We start from the raw sequence: 17,198 nt of genomic DNA on the forward strand, positions 1-17,198 counted from the left end.
AAGAGGCCGAGGTCTTTGGCGAGGGCCAGGGCCTTGTTGTGCTTGCCGCCGAACTCTAGGGCGGCAAGGAGGGCGAGGGTGAGGATGGCGGAGGCGGGCGTTTTGGCTTGGGGGTCATCCTTGTAGCCCATGGCTTGCAGGGCGTCGTCTATAATGCAAAAGGCCGCTATGAGACGGGAAAGCATAGCGGCCACTATTTTTTCAGATCCAGGGGATAGGTAGCAACTTGGGTTATGCTACTACCGGACCCCACGAACCCTTGTGAATTTTGCCCATTCGTGTTCTACCAGTTCCGCGAATTCGTGTTGAAAGCGTTTTTTTGAAAAACGTTCGGCGTTTTGGCGGAGGCGTTCAGGGTCAAACTGGTATTCCCCCGATTCAAACGCGCGTACGGTTGCAAGCAGGCTCTCCACGGTTTGCTCTTGGAAAAAGAGTCCCGTTTCCCCGTGGAGTACTGTTTCGGTCACGCCGCCCCTGCCGTAGGCGATGACTGGAGCTCCCGCGGCTTGGGCCTCCACCGGCGTGATGCCGAAATCTTCGTCCGCTGCGAAGACAAAAGCCTTGCAGCGCTCCATATAGTCCTTGACTACGGTGTCGGGCTGGTAGCCGAGCAGTTGAACGTTAGGACCAGCGATACGCTTCACCTTGTTAAAGTCCGGTCCGTCACCGATCACCACTAGCGGAAGCCCCAATCGGGTGAAGGCTTCTACGATTAGATCTATTTTTTTGTAAGGCACAAAGCGTGACACCGTGAGGTAGAAGTCCTCTCTTTGGCCCTTCGGCGTGAAGCGATCCACGTCCACAGGTGGGTAGATCACTTGTGCTTCACGTCGGTACATCTTCCAAATACGTTGAGCTACATAGTGGGAGTTGGCCACGAACACGTCCACTCGGTTTGAACTTGCCACATCCCAAAGCCGAATGTAGTGTAGGATTGCCCGAGCGATGGCACTTTTTAAACCGCGCTCTATGCCCGCCTCTTTGAGATATTGAAACTGCAGGTCCCAAGCGTAGCGGATGGGCGTGTGAACGTAGCTAATGTGAAGCTGATCCGCACGGGTGAGCACACCCTTGGCTACCGCATGGGAACTTGAGATCACCACATCGTAACCGCTCAAATCGAACTGCTCAATCGCAAGGGGCATTAGAGGAAGGTACGCCCTGTACTTTTCCCGCCCCTTAGGCAAGCGCTCGATAAACGAGGTATGCACAGGGTGCTCCGCAATCCGCGAGCCCTTACAGCTTTCTTGCTGGTAGACCAGCGTGTAAATGGGCGCAGTAGGATAGAGCTCGAGAGCGGCTTCCAGAACCTTTTCTGCACCAGCGTATGCAGTAAGCCAGTCGTGAACGAAAGCGACAAGCATAACCCAAAACTACCCTTCCTGAGCTGCTTCTTGTAGAACTTTCCACGTGAGCTCGGCGGTCTTATCCCAGGAGAACTGCTTGGCGCGCTTAAGCCCCTTGCGCCGAAGCTCTTTTCGCAAGGAACTATCTTCAACCACTCGCCGAACACCCCAGGCAATCGATTCAACGTCGTAAGGGTCTACCAGCACCGCCGCATCCCCCACCACCTCCGGCAGCGAAGTGACGCTCGAGGTGACCACAGGAGTACCGCAGGCCATGGCTTCTAGAGCGGGCAGACCAAACCCTTCATACAGGGACGGGAGAATCAACGCTAAAGCCCCCCGATAATAAGCGGGGAGTAATTCATCGGGAATAGTCCCCGCAAAAACGACATGTTTCTCAAGACCAAGCTCTTGAATAAGGCCCCGCACCCGCGCACTCGGGGTTCCCGTACAAACCAACCGCACCTCCCCTAGAAGCCCCGAGCGAGCAAAGGCCTCCAGGAGGCGGTTGAAGTTCTTGTGCGGCTTCGTGTTCCCTACGTAAAACACATAGGGATACCCGGGTTCATATCGTTTTCCCTGAGGAGAAAACTCCGGCCCCACGCCGTTGCCAACCACCACCACCTTTTCCTCAGGCAATCCAGCCCACTCCAAAATCTCCTGCTTGGAGAACTCTGAAACGGTCAGCACTCGGTAAGCCCTAGCAGTGGCTGGCCGCACTACAAAGTGATAATAAGCGCGCTTACGCGGGTTCGTTTCCTCCGGGAAGCGCACGTGAATCAAGTCGTGGATCGTGAAAACGAGGGGAACCGGACTCCAAAGAGGGGGGTTGAACCCAGGGCTAAAGTATACGCGAGGGCGCACGCGTAGCAACAACGTGCTTAGCCAGATCGCCTCGAAGGGATGCAGGAGCGATAAGCTACCTGGGAGGGGACTAACGCGAGGAAGACGGGCTATAACCTCGCGAGCAAAACGGCCTATACCGTGCAGACCGATCCAGCGCGTGTCAGCCACCACTATACGGGCTCTTGCTACCACGTCCATCATGCTCATTTCTGCCATATCATTGAACGTGCGCCTTCCTTTGGGCTAACAGCCCGCTTCTCTGACATCTCCCACCAGTACCGAAGCGTGAGCCCAAAGGCCATCCCAAAAAAGGAGCTCTCCATAACGTTCACCGTCCACCCTTCCAGCAATACTGCCAAGGTAAGCAGGAAGAAGAAGCGGTCTTGGAGCGTACGCAGAGGAATTAAAGACGCAATCAAACCGTAAGCCGCCAAAAGCAGAAGACCAACCACCCCTCCAAGACCAAACAGGTACACGGCAAGGTTATCGGCGGGGGAATACAGAAGAGGCTCAAAGTACTGTTGTGGGCTCCCGATGCCCCCAATCCCACGCCCAAATAGCCAACTTCCATGTTCAACCACCATTTGCAAACTCATGGGCCACATCCATCCAAGCCGATCTGCAAAAGAGGCGACAAGAAAACGTTCTACAGCGCTGTCCGCCTTTGGGTCGTAGCTCACATATACCGAACTCAGCGGAAGCCCAATACCGGCTAAAGCGAAAAAAACCGGTAGTAAGCGCAAAAAACGCAACGGGACAAGCCTTCCCAGGACAAACATAAGGCTCAAAAAAAGCCATATTCCCAGGGGGGTTTTGGAAGTGGTGAGCACGATAGCAACCCCAGAGACAAGCCACAGAAGAACCCGCCACCGCATGCGCATCAGAAAGGTTAGAGAAAGTCCCAGTAATAGAATTTGAGAGGCGGCTTCAAAGGAAGCGCGAGAAAAACCCGGTATCCTAAATAACCCCAATCCCGCAGTAAACCAGGCACGACTTCCCTCAACCTCCACCCCTCCAAGTGAGTAAGCAAACCCCACCCAAGGCCAATCGTGAAAGGCGTTGATAATCACGCCTATTACAGCACTACCCCACAAAAGGAGGAGGTAGGGACGGAGCCGTGACCAAACTCTTAGTATGGAGGGAAGGATGAGTACGCCATAAAAGAAAGGCAAAATCACCCATAGTCCAAAAGTCACTTGAAGCGAGTTTCCAACGAAGGCATACCCCACTAAAGAGAACTCTACGGCTAAGGCCAGAACGAGGAGAAAAAACAAACTCACCCTTTTGTTTACTAGCGAAAGAAGAACCGCTCCTGCCAGACCCACAGCTAGCAGAGCTTTAGGGAGGTAGATAAGAGGAGCCACCCCCAATGAGGCAAGGTAGTAGCGAAGCATTCCCCCAAATACTTCGGAAAGTAGGAAGACAAACCCTATTCCGAGGAAAACCCCCTCGAGCCGCCTCATCGGGCACTCTCTTTCAGCAGGCTTTCGTAAATGCGTAAGTAACTGGACAACATGTTTTCTGAAGAAAATAGCTTCGCCCGCTCCCGCGCTCGCTGACTCATAACTTTAACCTCGGCTGGATCCCCTAGGCATCGCCGCAAGTGCGCTTCCAAATCCCCTGGCTTATCAGGATCGAAAACCCATCCCGCCTCACCCACAAGCTCCGGTATACCTCCTCGCCGCGCCCCAAGCACAGGAACCCCGTTGCCCATGGCCTCCAACACTACCATAGGAGCTGAATCCTGCAACAGCGAGGGCACTACCAACACATCCACCGCTTTAAAGAACTCCTCGGGGGGCATGAAGCCAAGCCACTGGACATCCGCCCTTTCTTTCGTCATCTTTTTGAGATTAGCTTCGTATTCAGGCTCGCCTTTCCCTGCAATCCTAAGCTCAGCGCGGCCCGAGGGCAACGCGAGAAAGGAACGCAAAAGTTGGTCTACGCCTTTGGTGGGATGAAGGCGCCCTAGGTAACCGAAGCGTAAAGGGAACGCCGTATTACTTTCGGAGTCCGATCGTTCGACCCTGCTTTGAGGCATGCCGCCTTTAGGAACATCGTAACCATTGTAGACAACATATCGCTTGGATCGGGTGAAGTAGCCATACGCTAAGTGTCGGTCAAGAATATAGTGGCTTACTCCTACTACCGCGTCCACTAATGTTGTCATCCTCCGCCGGGGCCAGGCGTAAAGACGGCAGTCGGTACAAATGTCAGTACAGTTCCTTCCCCCCCTGAACATGGTGCTGCGCGGGCACAAAAGATAGTGATCATGCAACGTATGCACTAGGGGAAGGCCATGCCGTTTCACGGCCTTCCAAACAGCCACTGAAAAACCCGCCAAGTTATGAGTATGGACTAAATCTGGTGTCTCCTGGCGCAGCACGTGCGCGAATAGACCAGCCATGGATGCGTTGTAGGAGTCAGCCGCGTGCCAGATTGCCTTGCGGAAAACGTTGGGCCGCGCCGTTTTAAAAGGCACATAAAGGTTTTTCAAGGGCAAATAATAAACCTTCACCCCCCGAACCGTTTCTGACCACGCTCGAGGGGAATGCAGGTTCAAAGAAGCGACGGCAACTTCATGCCCTTTCCTAACCAGCAACTGAGCTAGGAGTTCAACAACGCGCTCTGCACCCCCTATCACGTTCGGCGAATAAAAAGAGTTGACCAATAATAACCGCATCTCGGCCTCACCTCACAACGTCCGTATTCTCTTCGGTGCATAGCGCCCGATGGAACCAGGCCATGCGGATTCCGGCCCATGAAGCCCTTAACACCATCGGAGCACTCTGGGGGAAGGCAAGCACGTATAAAATTAGCCTGACAAATAGCTTAAAGCGGGATATGTAGTTCCAGTATATATACGTCTGATTACGTACGATCAAAAAGAAACGCTTCGGGTCATCCGAAAAGGGCAAGAAAACTGCCCTGCCAAACAAAACCAGTTTGCGATTTTTCTGCCTATCCTTCGGATGCCAAAACCTAGCACCCAAAAGAGTGCCCATCTTGACATCCGCGCAGCGCGCACGCAAGAAATACTCTGTCTCGTCACCCCAGATGAACAACTTCTTAAGCGGTAACCCGATCCTTGACACAACGGAGCGATGAACCAAACACCCATTGTATGGGTTTAAAAACCCCCGAATCGCCCCCTGGGGATAAGCCGCCTCTATCGCAGATACGTCTTTAGTATGCCCCTCTGTGGGAAGGGGGTAATAGAAAGCAGTAGACCCTAGGTCCTCCTTCGCCAAAACAAGACAGCCCTTAAACTCCAGTTCTCTCTCACTTAAAAGCTCTTCTAGAGTACTCGGAACAGGCAGGCCATCGTCGTCCATGAGCCACAGCCAGTCAAAGCCCTGCTCGTAGGCCCGCTTCATCCCCTCGTGGAACCCCCCGGCCCCGCCCTGGTTTTCGGGGAGGCGGAGGACCTCCACCTGGGGGAACGCTTCTTGGAGCATCTCGGGGGTGCCGTCGGTGGAGGCGTTGTCCACCACCAGGACGTGGTCCGGGGGGCGGGTCTGGGAGAGGACGGCCTTGAGGCACTCGCGTAGGAGCGCCTTCCGGTTGTAGGTGACGATCACGGCGCAGATGCGTTCACTCATGGACGATCTCCTCAAAGAGCTTCAGGGCCCGGGCCACCGCCTGGTCCATGTTGTAGTAGCGGTAGTCGCCGAGCCTTCCCGCGAAGTAAACGCCCTTAAGCTTCTTGGCCTCCTCCAGGTAGAGCCGGTAGCGTTCCTCGTTCTCCTCCCTGGGGACGGGGTAGTAGGGCTCGTTTTTGCCCGGGGTGTAGGCCTCGGGGTACTCGTAGCAGAGGGTGGAGTGGGGGAGGTAGTCCTGCCCCGTGAGGTGCTTGAACTCCGTGACCCGGGTGTAGGGGTGCTCGTTGGGGTAGTTCACCGTACCCACCTCCTGGGCCCAGGGACCGGGGTGGAGTTCCATCCGGAAGCGGAGGGAGCGGTAGGGGAGGGGCCCGTGGAGGTAGCCGAAGAACTCGTCTATGGGCCCGGTGAAGATGAGGCGCGCAAACTTGACCTCCCCTTCCACCTCCTTCCAGTCGGTTTGGAGGAGGAGCTTGATGTTGGGGTGGGCGAGCATCCGGCGAAAGAGGGCGGTGTATCCCTCTTTGGGCATGGCCTGGTAGGTGTCCTGGAAGTAGCGGGTGTCGTGGCTTATGAGGACGGGGACCCGGGCGGTGACCGAAGGGGAGAGCTCCTCGGGGCGCAGGCCCCACTGCTTCAGGGTGTACCCCTCAAAGACGTTGCGGTAGACGTAGTCCGCGAGGAACTTGAGATCGGGGTCCTCCTCCTCCCGAAGGCGGAGGATGGGCACCCGGGCCCCGTAGCCGAAGCGGGAGACGAGCTTCTCCTCCAGGCGGTCGGCGAGCCTTGGGGAGAAGAGGGCGCGGAGGGTGGCGAGGCTGAAGGGGAGGGGGACCTCCTTGCCCTCCACCACGGCGCGGACGCGGTGGTAGTAGGGGCGCCACTCGGTGAAGCGGGAGAGGTAGTCAAAGACCTTTTTGCTGTTGGTGTGGAAGATGTGGGGTCCGTAGCGGTGGACGAGGACCCCGTGGGGGTCCATTTCGTCGTAGGCGTTGCCCCCGATGTGGTTCCTCCTGTCCACCACCAGAACCCGCTTGCCTGCGGCGGCGAGCCTTTCCGCCAGGGTGGCCCCGGTGAAGCCCGCGCCCACGATCAGGTAGTCAACCTTCATGCGTCCTCCAGGGTAACCGACCTCTCCACCAGAGGTAGGTTAGCATGGCCCCGGTCACCCAGGCCTCGGAGAGGACCACCACCCAGGCCATCCCTAGGGTCCCGTGGCGGGGCACCACGAGAAGGGCCAGGGCGACGTTTAGGAGCCCGGCGGCGAAGATGATGGCGTTGAAGGGGCGGTCCATCTTCTGGGCCAGCATCCATTGGATGCCCAGGAAGCTGGAGAGGGCGATCAAGGGAAGCAGCCAGGCCAGGATCCGCATCAAGGGCGCTGCCCCTTCATATCCGGGTCCCAAAAGCAGTCGTACCAGGAGGGGGGAAGCGTAAGTCAGAACCCCTGCCGCGGCGAGGCCCAGCAGGAGCATCATGCCGCCCACCCGTTGAGCGAGCCAGGTGGCTTCTCTCGGGCTCTTCTCCAGAAGGTGGGAGAAGCGGGGAAGAAAGAGCCGATTGAAGGGTTCCCACATGGGGATCAAGGCCTTGGTGAGCTTTTCCGCCCCCGCATAAAGGGCTACCTGGGCGGGGGGAAGGAAAAGCCCCACCAAGAGCACGTTGGCCGTGGTGTACAGGCTCACCACCGCACGAAAGAAAAAAAGGCCAAAGCCTCGTTTGAGCCAGGTCCAGGCCTCTCCGAACCGGGGCCAGCGCAACCCCACCAAAGACGCCGCCCACGCGAGGCCCACGAAACCTACCGCCAAGGACGCGAGGGCTTGGAGGTAGAGGGGCCAGGCCACCTGCGCCGGGGAGCGCACGAGGGAGAAGACGCCGAGCGTGGCCAGAAGGCGGACGAAAAACTCCATGAGGGCCACCGCCCCCATGCGTTCCATGCCTTGAAAGAACCATACCGGGCTCAAGCTCATTCCCAAGGCGAGAAGGAAGCCTCCCCAAATCAGGCCGAGCTCGCCTTGCAGGGGGGGAAAGAGGTAAAGGGCGAGCAGGGCGGTTCCCGCCGCCGGCAAGGAGAGGAGGGCGCGGGCTCCCAAGACTCCGCCCAGGATGCTTTGGAGGGCTTCCGGCCGGTCCCGCCACTTGGCCACCTCCCGGGTAGCGGAGAGGGAGAAGCCATACTCCAGGACGATGTAGAGGTACTGGGAGAGGGCCTGGGCCAGGGCGAGCTTGCCGAACCCCTCGGGTCCCAGGACGCGGGCCAAGTAGGGCAACGTGACGAGAGGGAAAAGGTAGTTGGCCGCCTGGACGGCGTAGAGGTAGAAGAGGTTGCGCAGGGTGGGGCTCCGCCACGCCCTTCCCACCTTGGCCCAGAGGCGAGGGGTGAGGCCCACGGACGCTAGCCCTCCACGAGCTTCCGCGCCTCCTCCAGAAGCGCCCGGACGAGCTCGGGGCTTTGGGCCTCCACGTAGATCCGCACCACGGGCTCCGTGCCCGAGGCCCGGAAGAGGACCCAGGCCTCTTCATAGAGCCACTTCACCCCGTCCAGGGTGTCCACCCCCTTGGGGGTGAGGCCGGCCAGGGGGCGGGGTTCGCGGAAGGGGGTGAGGTCCAGGGGGGCCTTTAAGGGGAGGTCCAGGCGGTCGTAGGCGTGGGTGAGGCCCGTGAGGGCCTCCACCTCCTTGAACTGCGCGGCCAGGTCCTTCCCCGTGGCGGCCACGCTCTCCAGGAGAAGGAGGCTTGTGAGGATCCCGTCCCGCTCGGGGAGGTGTTCGGGGTACCCCACGCCCCCGGACTCTTCCCCGCCGATGAAGCAGTCCCCTTTGAGGAACTCCTCCTTGATCCACTTGAAGCCCACCGGGGTGGTGGTGACCCCGAAGCCGAGCCGTTCCCCCAGGCGGTCCAAAAGCCAGGTCACGGCGAAGTTCTTCACCGCCCGGCCCCTTTGGCCCTTCCGGAAGCGGTAGAGGGCCAGGGTGGTGAGGACCTGGTGGGGGTTGAAGAAGACCCCGCCGGGGAGGACCACCCCCACCCGGTCCGCGTCCCCGTCCGTGGCCACCGCAAAGGTGGGCGGGGTCTCGGGGCCCAGCACCGCCAGGGTCACCCCCAGGTTCTTGGGGATGGGCTCGGGGTTCACCCCGTGGAAGAGGGGGTGGGGCTCCTCCCGGATGGGCCTTAGGGGAATCTCCAGCCCCACGTGGCGGAAAAAGCCCCTGAGGAGGCCCGCCCCCGCCCCGCCCATGCTGTCGTGGTAGAGGGTGCCGGGGAAGGCGGAGAGGGCCTTCAGGTCCACGCGGGCCTTCAGGGCCTCAAAGTAGGCCTCCTTTAGGTCCAGGACCTCATAGGCCCCCTCCCTGGCCTCCGCCTCCTCCGGCACCAGGGCCTCCATGGCCTTGGCCTCCTCCTGGGCGATGGGGCCCCCGGTGGCATCCTTGAACTTCACCCCCAGGTACTGGGGCGGGTTGTGGCTTGCGGTGAGCATGGCCCCGCCCGCCGCCTTGAGGTGGCGCACGGCGAAGGAGAGGAGGGGTGTGGGAACGGGGCCCTGCAGGAGGACCACCGGCAAACCCATGCCCGAGAGGTGGGCGGCAAGCGCCCGGGCAAACTCCCCCGCCAGGAAGCGGGTGTCGTGCCCCACCACCACCAGGCCCCCGCCCCGGTCCAGCAGGTAGCGGCCGTAGGCCTCGGCCAGGCGGCTTAGCGTGGCAAACGTGAACTCCCGGGCGATGACCCCGCGAACGCCTTCCGTGCCGAAGCGGATAGGCCCCTTCATCGCCTAAGAAGCATAGCACACCCTCTCCCGCCCACGGCCAGGTTGGGGTAGCATGGAAGCATGCCCGAGGACCGCCTGCTGGAGCGCCTGGAGAAGCTGGAAGGGATCGTGGAGACCACGGTGCAGGTCTTACCCCCCCTGGTCCAGGACCTCTCCCGGCGCATTGACGGGCTGCGGGAAGAGATGCAGGGCATGACGGCCCGGCTGGAGGCCCGGATTCAGGGGGTGGAAACCAAGCTGGAGGGGCAGATCCAGCAGGTGGAGGCCAAGCTGGAAGCCCGGATTCAGGGGGTGGAAACCAAGCTGGAGGAACGCATCCAGCAGGTGGAGACCAAGCTCGGCGGGCAGATCCAGCACGTTCGCTCCGAGCTGGAGGAACGCATCCAGCAGGTGGAAACCAGGCTTGGCGAGCAGATCCAGCAGGTCCGGGCCGAGCTAGAAGGGCGCATCCAGCAGGTGGAAACCAAACTGGAAGCCCGGATCCAGGGGGTGGAAACCAGGCTGGAGGAACGCATCCAGCAGGTGGAGACCAAACTGGAGGCCCGGATCCAGGGGGTGGAGACCAAGCTGGAGGAACGCATTGAAAACCTGCGCCAGGAGGTGAAGGCCGAGATCAACACCGCCTTCAACAAGGCCATGGTCCTCTTCACGGCCATTGGGATAGTGCTGGCCTTGCTCTCCCTCTTCCGCTGACCAGGCCCGGTAAAATCGGGGCGATGACCCGCTGGTTCGTCTTCGCCCTAGCCCTCATGGGTCTGGCCCTGGCCCAGGACTGGGCCCTCACCCGCAGCCAGACCCTCACCGCCCAGGGGGCCAAGGCCTGGCGCTACACCCTAAGCCCGAGGACGGGGGAGGCCCGGGAGCTTTGGCAAAGGCTTTCCGAGCAGTACCGGGACCACCTCCGGGCGGGCTACCGGGTGGACCTGGGGGCCTGGCGGGTCTACTTCCTGGGGGGGAGGCTTCGCCTGGAGCCCCACTGCCCAAGCCCCAACGCCGCCTGCTTCACCTTCGGGGCCCTGCCCGTGGAGAAGGCCCGGCAGGACCGGTTCCTGCTGGAGCTCTCCGCCCTCCTGGACCAGGCCCTGAAGGAGGCGGGGAGCACGGGGGGAAACCTCACCCTAAGCCGGCTCTTCCGGGTGGAGCTCAGGCGGGGCCAGTCTCCCCCCTACCCCGCAAGCCCCTCGGGCTGGAAGCCCTAAGGATCTTCCGGTATCCTTGGCCCCGTGAAGCGGGCGCTGGCCTTGGTGTTCCTTTGGGGCGCCGCCCTGGCGGGCCCCTGCGGGGAGAGGCCCTACACCCTGGAGACGGAGGAGGGCCTCCTGGGCGGGGAGAACCTCACCTACGACGGGGAGGTCCTGGTGTTTGAGGGACGGGCCTGCCTGGAGCGGGAGGGGCTTTACCTGGAGGCCCCCACCCTCCGCTACCGGGAGGAGGAAGGGGAACTCCAGGGGGAGGGCCTGCGGGGAGAGGTGGAGGGCTGGCGGCTCCAGGCGGAGGGGCTCTCGGGGAAGGCTCTCCGGGGAGTGCGCCTGGAAAAGGGAAGGCTTAAGGCCTGGGCGGAGCGCGTCCTCCTGGAACGCCCCCCCTTGGGCCAGGGGGTCCGGCTGGAAAGCCCCGCCTACCGGGTGCGGGCGGAGGAGGCCCGCTTCACCGGGGAAGAGGCCCGGCTCAAGGGGTTCCTCGCCACCCCCTGCCCCTGCGGGGAGGACGTGCGCCTGGCCATGGCGGAGGCCCGGTTCGCCGTGGCCACGGGGGAGCTCTTGGGCGAGGCCACCTTGGGGGTCTGGGGCCTCGAGCTCCCCCTGGGGGAGGCCAGGGCCAACGTGAACCGGAGGCCAGACCTGAGGAGCCCCCTGGTCCTCTCGGCCAGCGATGCGGGGGGCCTCACCCTGGGCCTCCAGGACTTCCCCCTGCCGCAGCCCGGGGAGGAGATCGGGCGCTGGGAAAGGCGCTTTACCCTCCTGGCCACGGGGCTCAACACCCCCGAGGAAGCCCTGAGGTTCGGCCTGCGGCAAGGCGACCTGGGGGCCGAGGTCCAGCTCGGCCACGCCGCCGGGGTGCGGGCCTTCTGGGGCGACCTCTACTTCGCCGCCACCCCGTCCCCCCCCGACGCGGACACCCCCCGGCTCGAGGCCCGCTACCGCCCCAGCTTCCTCCTGGAGGGCCTCAGCCTAAGCCCCTTTCTGCGCTACGCGGAGACGGGCCGAAGCCGGGGCTGGACCCTGGGGGTGGAGGGGAGCTACCGCCACACCCTCCGGGAAGGGCCCTTCAGCCTCACCTTAAGCCCCGCCTTCCTGGCCAGCCTCTACCCCGGCACCCCCTACGCCCCCTACCTGGCCCTGGGGGGGAGCGTGGAGGGGGCCTTCCGGGAGGGGGACCTGGCCCTGCGGCTGGCCTACGCCGGGCGTCTGGAGCCCCTCACCCCCACGCCCCCCTTCGCCTACGAGAACCGGGACGAGTTCCAAAGGCTTTCCGCCGAGGCCCAATACGGCCCCTTCGCCCTCCGCTACGCCCTGGAAAACCCTTTGGGCAACCGGCTGGACCGCCTGGAGGGGGAGTACAGGGACGGGGCCCTGGGGGTCTTCCGCCTGGGCTACCTGCGGGGAAGCCTGGAGGAGGTGCGCCTGGCCTACGCCATGCCCCTCCCCGACCGGACCTGCTGCCAGGCCCTCTGGCTCTCCCCCGAGGTGGGGCTCACCCGGGAGGGCCTGAGCCGCTACGGGGCCACCCTCCGCTACTACGACGGCTGCTTCGCCTACGAACTCAGGGCGCAAAACGTCCTCCGGGGCCAGTACGGCGAGGCGGTGGGGCTAAGCCTCGGCTTCGGCCTGAGCCTTAGGTAAGGGCGGCTAAGGCTCCACGCGAAGCCCCCTGAGGAAGAGGTTCCGGTCCTCCGGGGGCTTGTAGAGGTCGTTGGTGAAGGCGAGGGCCACCGTCCCCCGCCCCGTGGCGCGCACCCGAAGCACCACCTTGCCCAAGACCTCCCCCTCCCAGAGCACCCGGCTTCCCTCCACCACCAGGGCGTGGGGACCCTTCCCTTGGGCGGGGGTGCCCTCCAGCTCCAGGACCAGGGTGGCCGCCCGGCAGAGGGGGATGGGGATGGCCCCGTTCGTCCAAAGCTCCGCGCGGGCGGGCAAGGAGCCGGGAACGCAGGCCTCCTCCCGCAGGGGCCTCAAGGTGAGGGCCCGGGAGAGGGCGAGGAGGGAGGCGAGGAGGGCAAGGAGGAGGAAAACCCCGTGGCCCAGGATCTTCACCGCGCCACCTCCCATTCCCAGACGTACCGGGGCTTCAGGGCCAGGCGGTGCCCACTGAAGAGGACCAGGCGAAGGCGGTAGCGCCCCGGGGGAAGCCCCTCGGGCAGGGAGAAGCGGATGGGCCCATCCCCCGCCCACTCCCACCCCACCCTCTGGCAGCCCTTCTCCCGGCAAAGCCAGACCTGGACCCGGTACCCCTCTCCCTCCAGAAGGCGCACCTCCCCCACCCCCTCCCGGGGCAGGGCGGCGTAGGCCAGGCGGGGCGGCGAAGCCTCGGGGCGGCTCGCCAGGTAGAGAAAGGGGAGGGCCCAGAGCAAGGCCACGGCCCCCGCCCACCCCAGGGCCTGGGGAAAGGGGTTCTTGCGGGCCAAGGCGAGCCCGCCCGCCAGGAAAAAGACCTCCCCCCGGAAGGGGCTCGGGACGCTGAAGGGGTTATCCACCACGCCCATGGCGGCGTAGGCCAGGAGGAGGGAGAAGAGGAGGCCCTCCCCCCAGGCCGCCGCCAAAAACCCCCCCACCAGGAGGAGGAGCCCAAGGGCCCCGAGGACCCCGCTTTCCCCCAGGGCCTGGAGGAGGTGGTTGTGGGCGAAGGTCCAAAGCCCCCCAAGGGGGCGGAGCCCTTCGGGGCAGGTAAGGCCCTTGGCCTCCAAGAGGGGAAACAGGAAGCAATCCCCCAGGAGGACCCCCTTCAGGTGGTCCCCCAAGAGGTAAGGCCCCACCCCCGTCCACGGGTGGGCCTGGAAGGCCTCGTAGGCCCTGAGCCAAAGCCCCTCCCGGCCCGAGAGGTGCATCTGGAAAAAGCGCTCGGAGACCGGGGTGTCCAGGTTCGCCGCCAGGAAGAGGAGAAGCCCGGCAAGCCCCAAGGCCCAAAGCCCCCGCCCCCTAAAGAGGAGCCCCCCGGCCCCCCCCAGGAGGAGGGCCAGCATCCCCCCCCGGCTCCCCGAGAGGAGGAGGACCACCCCGCCGAGAAGGCCCAAGAGGAGGCGGAAAGGCCAGGGGTAGCGCACGTAGAGAACCAGGAGGACCCCCAAGGCCCCCATGAACCCCAAGCCCACGGGGCTATGGAAAGGGTGCATGAGGCGCACCTTCGCCGCCTGGTCCCCGAAGGCCCACAAGGTGGCCGCCAAGGCGGAAAGGTAGAGGAGGAAAAGCCCAAACCCCAGGGGGGCGAGGGCCTCCCGGGGGGGCCTCTGCGCCAGGGCCACCCCCGCTCCCACCAGGCCGAGGACGTAGAGGGCCCGCCCCAGGGCCAGGGGGAAGGCCCAGGGCTCCGGGGCGAAGAGGGCGGGCCCCAGCAGGAGGAGGGCAAAGAGCCCCAAGAGGGCCTGGGTCCCGGGGGGAAGCCGCCCGAGCCAGGGGAGGAAGAGGGGGGCCAGGAGGGCCAAAGGGGGGAAGAGGGGGGCGAGGGCCAGGGCCGGTGCCAGGAAGCGCACGGCCCCTACTATACGCGAAGCTTGGGCTAAGACGGGTCTCAGGGATTCCCTGTAAAGTGGGGGCCATGGGGCGCTTCCTCACCCTCGCCTTCCTCCTGGGGCTTGGCCTGGCCGCCCGCTTCGCCGCCTTCAGCGTGGAGCCCTTTGGCTCCCAGCGGGTCAACCTGGACACCGGGGTCACCACCCTTCCCCAAGGGGGGCTCCTCGTGGATAACGAGAACGGCCTCCGCCTCAAGGGAAGCTACGTGGAATACAAGGAGGGAAGCTTCGTAAGGGCCAAGGGGGTGGAGCTCCTCTCGGAGCGGGAGACCTTCCTGGCCGAGACCCTGGAGCACGACATCCCCAAGCAGGAGGCCCGCTTCACCGGCCTGGTCTTCGCCAACGCGGACTTCAAGAACCTCCGGGCGGAGCGGGCGCTAGCCCTCTTCGCCGAGGACGTGGTGGTCCTCAAGGGGAGGGTGCGGGCCGAGCGCCCAAGCCTCCAGGCGGAAACCCTGGTGGTGGACCTGAAGGCCCAGGAGGCCCTGGCCTTGGGGAGCTTCGTCTACCAGGAGGCCAAGGCCATCCTCAGGGGCCAGGGTCCCCAGGCCAGGCTCTACCTGCGCTTCGCGGGGGGCAAGGTCCAGGCCAGCACCAAGCTCCCGCCGCAGGCGGGCCGCCTCGAGGGGTACGCCCGGCGCCTCCCATGACCCTCTACCGCCACCTCCTGAAGGAGGGCCTCCCCCTCCTCCTCCTCGCCCTCCTCTTCCTCACCGCCGTCTACCTCTTCGGCTTCTTCTACGCGGGGGCCAGGTGGCTGGAGGGGGTGCCCGTCCCCAAGGTCCTCCGCTGGCTCGGCTACCACGTGCCCGGGGTCTTGGTCCAGGTCTTCCCCATCGCCCTCGTCACCACCACCGTCTTGCTCTTCGGGCGCCTGGCCGCGGAAGGGGCCCAGTTCGCCCTCCTTTCCGGGGGGATTCCCCTGTGGCGGGCGGCCCTGCCCCTCCTCTGGCTCGGAGGCCTCCTCTCCCTGGCCTCCCTCTACCTCCAGGAGTACGTGGTCCCCGAGGCCAACAACCGGGTGCGGGTGGCCTGGTGGGACGAGATCCACACCCAAGGGGCGGGCCTGCACCGCCTGGTGCGCAAGGAGATCCCCATCGGCCAGGGGAAAAGCCTCTACTTCGAGGACTTCGACTGGCAGAGCAAGGAGATGGTGGGGGTGCGGATCACCGCCTTCCGGGGAGAAGAGGGCGCCTTCCTCTTCGCCAAGCGGGGGAGCTGGGAGGGGCAGGCCATCACCCTCAAGGACTACCGCCTCTACCGGGTGGACTTCGCCCAGGTGCCGGGCCTCGAGGGGGCGGAAGACCTCCTGGCCCAGGTGCGGAAGGTCTTCCGGGCCGTGAGCCAGGGCAGGCTTCTGGAGGTGGAGTCCGACCTCTCCCGGGCCCGGGCCATCGCCGACTACGCGGACACCTTCAGCTTCGGCCAGGATAGCCTTTCGCAGGCCTGGCAGAAGCTCAAGGACCCCTTCCTGCCGCCCTTGGACAAGTGGCGGGCCAGGCTGGAGTTCCACTCCAAGCTGGCCCTGCCCCTGGCCAACCTGGTCCTGGTCCTCCTCGCGGCGGCCATGGCCTTGCGCTATGGCCGGAGCACCGGGCTTGCCCTGGGCATGAGCGTGGTCCTGGCCCTGGCCTACTACGGGGCCTTCTTCCTGGGGCGCTCCCTGGCGGGGATCGGGGCCCTTCCCCCCGAGCTTGGGGCCTGGGGGGCGGACCTCCTCTTCCTGTTCCTGGGGCTAAGGGCCCTGCGGTAGACTCGGGGCATGACCCGGCCTGGCCTGGGCCTTCCCCGGGGGGGCAAGCCGTGAGGGCCCTCCGCCTGGGCCTGGTGGCCTACCCCGGGCTCGGGGGAAGCGGCATCATGGCCACGGAGCTGGCGGACCGCCTGGCCCGCATGGGGCACCGGGTCTTCCTCTTCGCCACGGAAAGGCCCTTCCGCCTGGCCAAGGGGAGCCCCGTGGTCTACGTGCCCGTGGACCTGCCCTTCTACCCCGTCTTCCCCGGGCCCCTCTACACCCTCTCCCTGGCGGGCACCCTGGAGCGGGAGGCCAGGGAGAAGGGCCTGGACCTGGTGCACACCCACTACGCCATCCCCCACGCGGCCGCCGCTTACCTGGCCTTCGGGGAGGACCTCCCCCTGGTGCACACCCTCCACGGGACCGACGTCTCCCTCTTAGGGATGGACCCCGCCTTCCACGGGCCCACCAAGAGGGCCCTCCGGGCGGCCCGGGCCACCACCGCGGTGAGCCGCGCCCTGGCCAAGGAGGCGGAGAAGGCCTTCGGGGTGCGCCCCCAGGTCATCCACAACGCCGTGGACCCGGGGCGCTTTCGCCCCCGGCCCGAGCGGAAGCCCCTTTACGCCGCGGAAGGGGAGTGGCTTTTGGTGCACGCCTCCAACTTCCGCCCCATCAAGCGGGTTCCGGATATCGTGCGGGCCTTCGCCAAGGTGCGGAAGAAGGCCAAGGCCCGCCTCCTCCTCCTGGGCAAGGGCCCCGAGGAGGCCGAGGCCCGCCGGGTGGCGGAGGAGCTGGGGGTGGCCCGCTGGGTCACCTTCCACCCCCCAACCCCCCACCCCGAGGAGGTCCTGGGGGCGGCGGACCTCTTCCTCCTGGCCTCGGAGGAGGAGTCCTTCGGCCAGGCGGCCCTCGAGGCCCTGGCCTCGGGGGTGCCGGTGGTGGCCACGGCGGTGGGCGGGGTCCCCGAGCTGGTGCGGCCCGAGGTGGGCCGCCTGGTGGAGCTCGGGGACCTGGAGGGCTACGCGGAGGCCATCCTGGAACTCCTCGCTAGCCCGGGGCTAGAAAGGATGCGGCAAAGGGCCCGGGAATACGCGGTGGCGGAGTTCCACCCCGACCGGATCACCGGGCAGTACCTGGAGGTGTACGAGGCCGCCCTAGGGGGCTAGGCCACGGC

The 17,198-nt window shown here is 64.4% G+C and carries 16 protein-coding genes and 1 pseudogene; 6 read left to right on the forward strand and 11 right to left on the reverse strand.

Going from position 1 to position 17,198, the window contains the following annotated elements; genetic code table 11:
* From ACYQ0J_RS05570 to ACYQ0J_RS05610, 9 genes and pseudogenes are all read right to left on the reverse strand, one after another.
* A pseudogene (locus ACYQ0J_RS05570) lies at positions 1 to 185 on the reverse strand (IS982 family transposase); the annotation flags it as partial.
* 54 nt (positions 186 to 239) lie between these two features.
* Positions 240 to 1,364, reverse strand: a complete 1,125-nt coding sequence (locus ACYQ0J_RS05575; RefSeq protein WP_460171190.1) for a glycosyltransferase family 4 protein — start codon at positions 1,362 to 1,364, stop codon at positions 240 to 242.
* Positions 1,365 to 1,373: 9 nt separating this feature from the next.
* Positions 1,374 to 2,408 (reverse strand): glycosyltransferase family 4 protein, encoded by a 1,035-nt coding sequence (locus tag ACYQ0J_RS05580; protein WP_460171191.1) that lies wholly within the window; start codon positions 2,406 to 2,408, stop codon positions 1,374 to 1,376.
* The gene (locus ACYQ0J_RS05585; RefSeq protein ID WP_460171192.1) at positions 2,396 to 3,655 is read right to left on the reverse strand and encodes a hypothetical protein; all 1,260 of its coding nucleotides are present in this window, start codon (positions 3,653 to 3,655) and stop codon (positions 2,396 to 2,398) included. The genes ACYQ0J_RS05580 and ACYQ0J_RS05585 overlap by 13 nt, the downstream gene beginning before the upstream one ends.
* The gene (locus tag ACYQ0J_RS05590) at positions 3,652 to 4,875 is read right to left on the reverse strand and encodes a glycosyltransferase family 4 protein (RefSeq protein WP_460171193.1); all 1,224 of its coding nucleotides are present in this window, start codon (positions 4,873 to 4,875) and stop codon (positions 3,652 to 3,654) included. The genes ACYQ0J_RS05585 and ACYQ0J_RS05590 overlap by 4 nt, the downstream gene beginning before the upstream one ends.
* Before the next feature lie 7 nt (positions 4,876 to 4,882).
* Positions 4,883 to 5,794: a glycosyltransferase family 2 protein gene (locus tag ACYQ0J_RS05595; RefSeq protein ID WP_460171194.1), complete on the reverse strand. Its 912-nt coding sequence runs from the start codon at positions 5,792 to 5,794 to the stop codon at positions 4,883 to 4,885.
* Positions 5,787 to 6,905 carry a UDP-galactopyranose mutase gene (glf, locus tag ACYQ0J_RS05600; RefSeq protein ID WP_460171195.1) on the reverse strand — a complete coding sequence of 373 codons (1,119 nt, stop codon included), beginning with the start codon at positions 6,903 to 6,905 and terminating at the stop codon, positions 5,787 to 5,789. Before glf ends, ACYQ0J_RS05595 begins: the two co-directional genes overlap by 8 nt.
* Positions 6,895 to 8,184, reverse strand: coding sequence for a flippase (locus ACYQ0J_RS05605; RefSeq protein WP_460171196.1), 1,290 nt, complete (start codon positions 8,182 to 8,184; stop codon positions 6,895 to 6,897). The genes glf and ACYQ0J_RS05605 overlap by 11 nt, the downstream gene beginning before the upstream one ends.
* A 5-nt stretch (positions 8,185 to 8,189) precedes the next feature.
* Complete coding sequence (locus ACYQ0J_RS05610; protein WP_460171197.1) at positions 8,190 to 9,563, reverse strand: phosphohexomutase domain-containing protein; 1,374 nt, start codon at positions 9,561 to 9,563, stop codon at positions 8,190 to 8,192.
* Positions 9,564 to 9,623: 60 nt separating this feature from the next.
* On the opposite strand from ACYQ0J_RS05610, the gene ACYQ0J_RS05615 reads away from it, so the two are divergent.
* From ACYQ0J_RS05615 to ACYQ0J_RS05625, 3 genes are read left to right on the forward strand one after another with little or no spacing between them, the layout of a single operon-like run.
* Complete coding sequence (locus ACYQ0J_RS05615; protein ID WP_460171198.1) at positions 9,624 to 10,256, forward strand: hypothetical protein; 633 nt, start codon at positions 9,624 to 9,626, stop codon at positions 10,254 to 10,256.
* Positions 10,257 to 10,270: 14 nt separating this feature from the next.
* Entirely contained in the window at positions 10,271 to 10,762 is a 492-nt protein-coding gene (locus ACYQ0J_RS05620) for a hypothetical protein (protein WP_460171493.1), read from the forward strand.
* Positions 10,763 to 10,786: 24 nt separating this feature from the next.
* Complete coding sequence (locus ACYQ0J_RS05625; protein ID WP_460171199.1) at positions 10,787 to 12,406, forward strand: hypothetical protein; 1,620 nt, start codon at positions 10,787 to 10,789, stop codon at positions 12,404 to 12,406.
* A 6-nt stretch (positions 12,407 to 12,412) separates the two neighbouring features.
* Here ACYQ0J_RS05625 and ACYQ0J_RS05630 read toward each other — a convergent pair whose 3' ends face one another.
* Together ACYQ0J_RS05630 and ACYQ0J_RS05635 are read right to left on the reverse strand one after the other, a co-directional pair.
* Entirely contained in the window at positions 12,413 to 12,817 is a 405-nt protein-coding gene (locus ACYQ0J_RS05630; RefSeq protein ID WP_460171200.1) for a hypothetical protein, read from the reverse strand.
* A complete protein-coding gene (locus ACYQ0J_RS05635; protein ID WP_460171201.1) occupies positions 12,814 to 14,250 on the reverse strand; it encodes an O-antigen ligase family protein in 1,437 nt (478 codons plus the stop codon). The genes ACYQ0J_RS05630 and ACYQ0J_RS05635 overlap by 4 nt, the downstream gene beginning before the upstream one ends.
* A 65-nt stretch (positions 14,251 to 14,315) precedes the next feature.
* Here ACYQ0J_RS05635 and ACYQ0J_RS05640 point away from each other — a divergent pair, with 65 nt between their 5' ends.
* From ACYQ0J_RS05640 to bshA, 3 genes are read left to right on the forward strand one after another with little or no spacing between them, the layout of a single operon-like run.
* Positions 14,316 to 14,939 carry a hypothetical protein gene (locus ACYQ0J_RS05640; RefSeq protein WP_460171202.1) on the forward strand — a complete coding sequence of 208 codons (624 nt, stop codon included), beginning with the start codon at positions 14,316 to 14,318 and terminating at the stop codon, positions 14,937 to 14,939.
* Positions 14,936 to 16,042, forward strand: coding sequence for an LptF/LptG family permease (locus ACYQ0J_RS05645; protein WP_460171203.1), 1,107 nt, complete (start codon positions 14,936 to 14,938; stop codon positions 16,040 to 16,042). Before ACYQ0J_RS05640 ends, ACYQ0J_RS05645 begins: the two co-directional genes overlap by 4 nt.
* 50 nt (positions 16,043 to 16,092) lie before the next feature.
* Positions 16,093 to 17,190: an N-acetyl-alpha-D-glucosaminyl L-malate synthase BshA gene (bshA, locus tag ACYQ0J_RS05650; protein WP_460171204.1), complete on the forward strand. Its 1,098-nt coding sequence runs from the start codon at positions 16,093 to 16,095 to the stop codon at positions 17,188 to 17,190.
* Positions 17,191 to 17,198: the final 8 nt, after the last annotated feature.

Source organism: Thermus sp. FJN-A, assembly GCF_054655095.1.

What these genes read in the sequence shown, in the direction of transcription:
- ACYQ0J_RS05640 (WP_460171202.1), top strand. Translation starts at nt 14,316, where the DNA reads ATGGGGCGCTTCCTCACCCTCGCCTTCCTCCTGGGGCTTGGCCTGGCC.
- ACYQ0J_RS05645 (WP_460171203.1), top strand. Translation starts at nt 14,936, where the DNA reads ATGACCCTCTACCGCCACCTCCTGAAGGAGGGCCTCCCCCTCCTCCTC.
- ACYQ0J_RS05585 (WP_460171192.1), bottom strand. Translation starts at nt 3,655, where the DNA reads ATGAGGCGGCTCGAGGGGGTTTTCCTCGGAATAGGGTTTGTCTTCCTA.
- ACYQ0J_RS05580 (WP_460171191.1), bottom strand. Translation starts at nt 2,408, where the DNA reads ATGGCAGAAATGAGCATGATGGACGTGGTAGCAAGAGCCCGTATAGTG.
- ACYQ0J_RS05615 (WP_460171198.1), top strand. Translation starts at nt 9,624, where the DNA reads ATGCCCGAGGACCGCCTGCTGGAGCGCCTGGAGAAGCTGGAAGGGATC.
- ACYQ0J_RS05575 (WP_460171190.1), bottom strand. Translation starts at nt 1,364, where the DNA reads ATGCTTGTCGCTTTCGTTCACGACTGGCTTACTGCATACGCTGGTGCA.
- ACYQ0J_RS05595 (WP_460171194.1), bottom strand. Translation starts at nt 5,794, where the DNA reads ATGAGTGAACGCATCTGCGCCGTGATCGTCACCTACAACCGGAAGGCG.
- ACYQ0J_RS05590 (WP_460171193.1), bottom strand. Translation starts at nt 4,875, where the DNA reads ATGCGGTTATTATTGGTCAACTCTTTTTATTCGCCGAACGTGATAGGG.
- glf (WP_460171195.1), bottom strand. Translation starts at nt 6,905, where the DNA reads ATGAAGGTTGACTACCTGATCGTGGGCGCGGGCTTCACCGGGGCCACC.
- ACYQ0J_RS05610 (WP_460171197.1), bottom strand. Translation starts at nt 9,563, where the DNA reads ATGAAGGGGCCTATCCGCTTCGGCACGGAAGGCGTTCGCGGGGTCATC.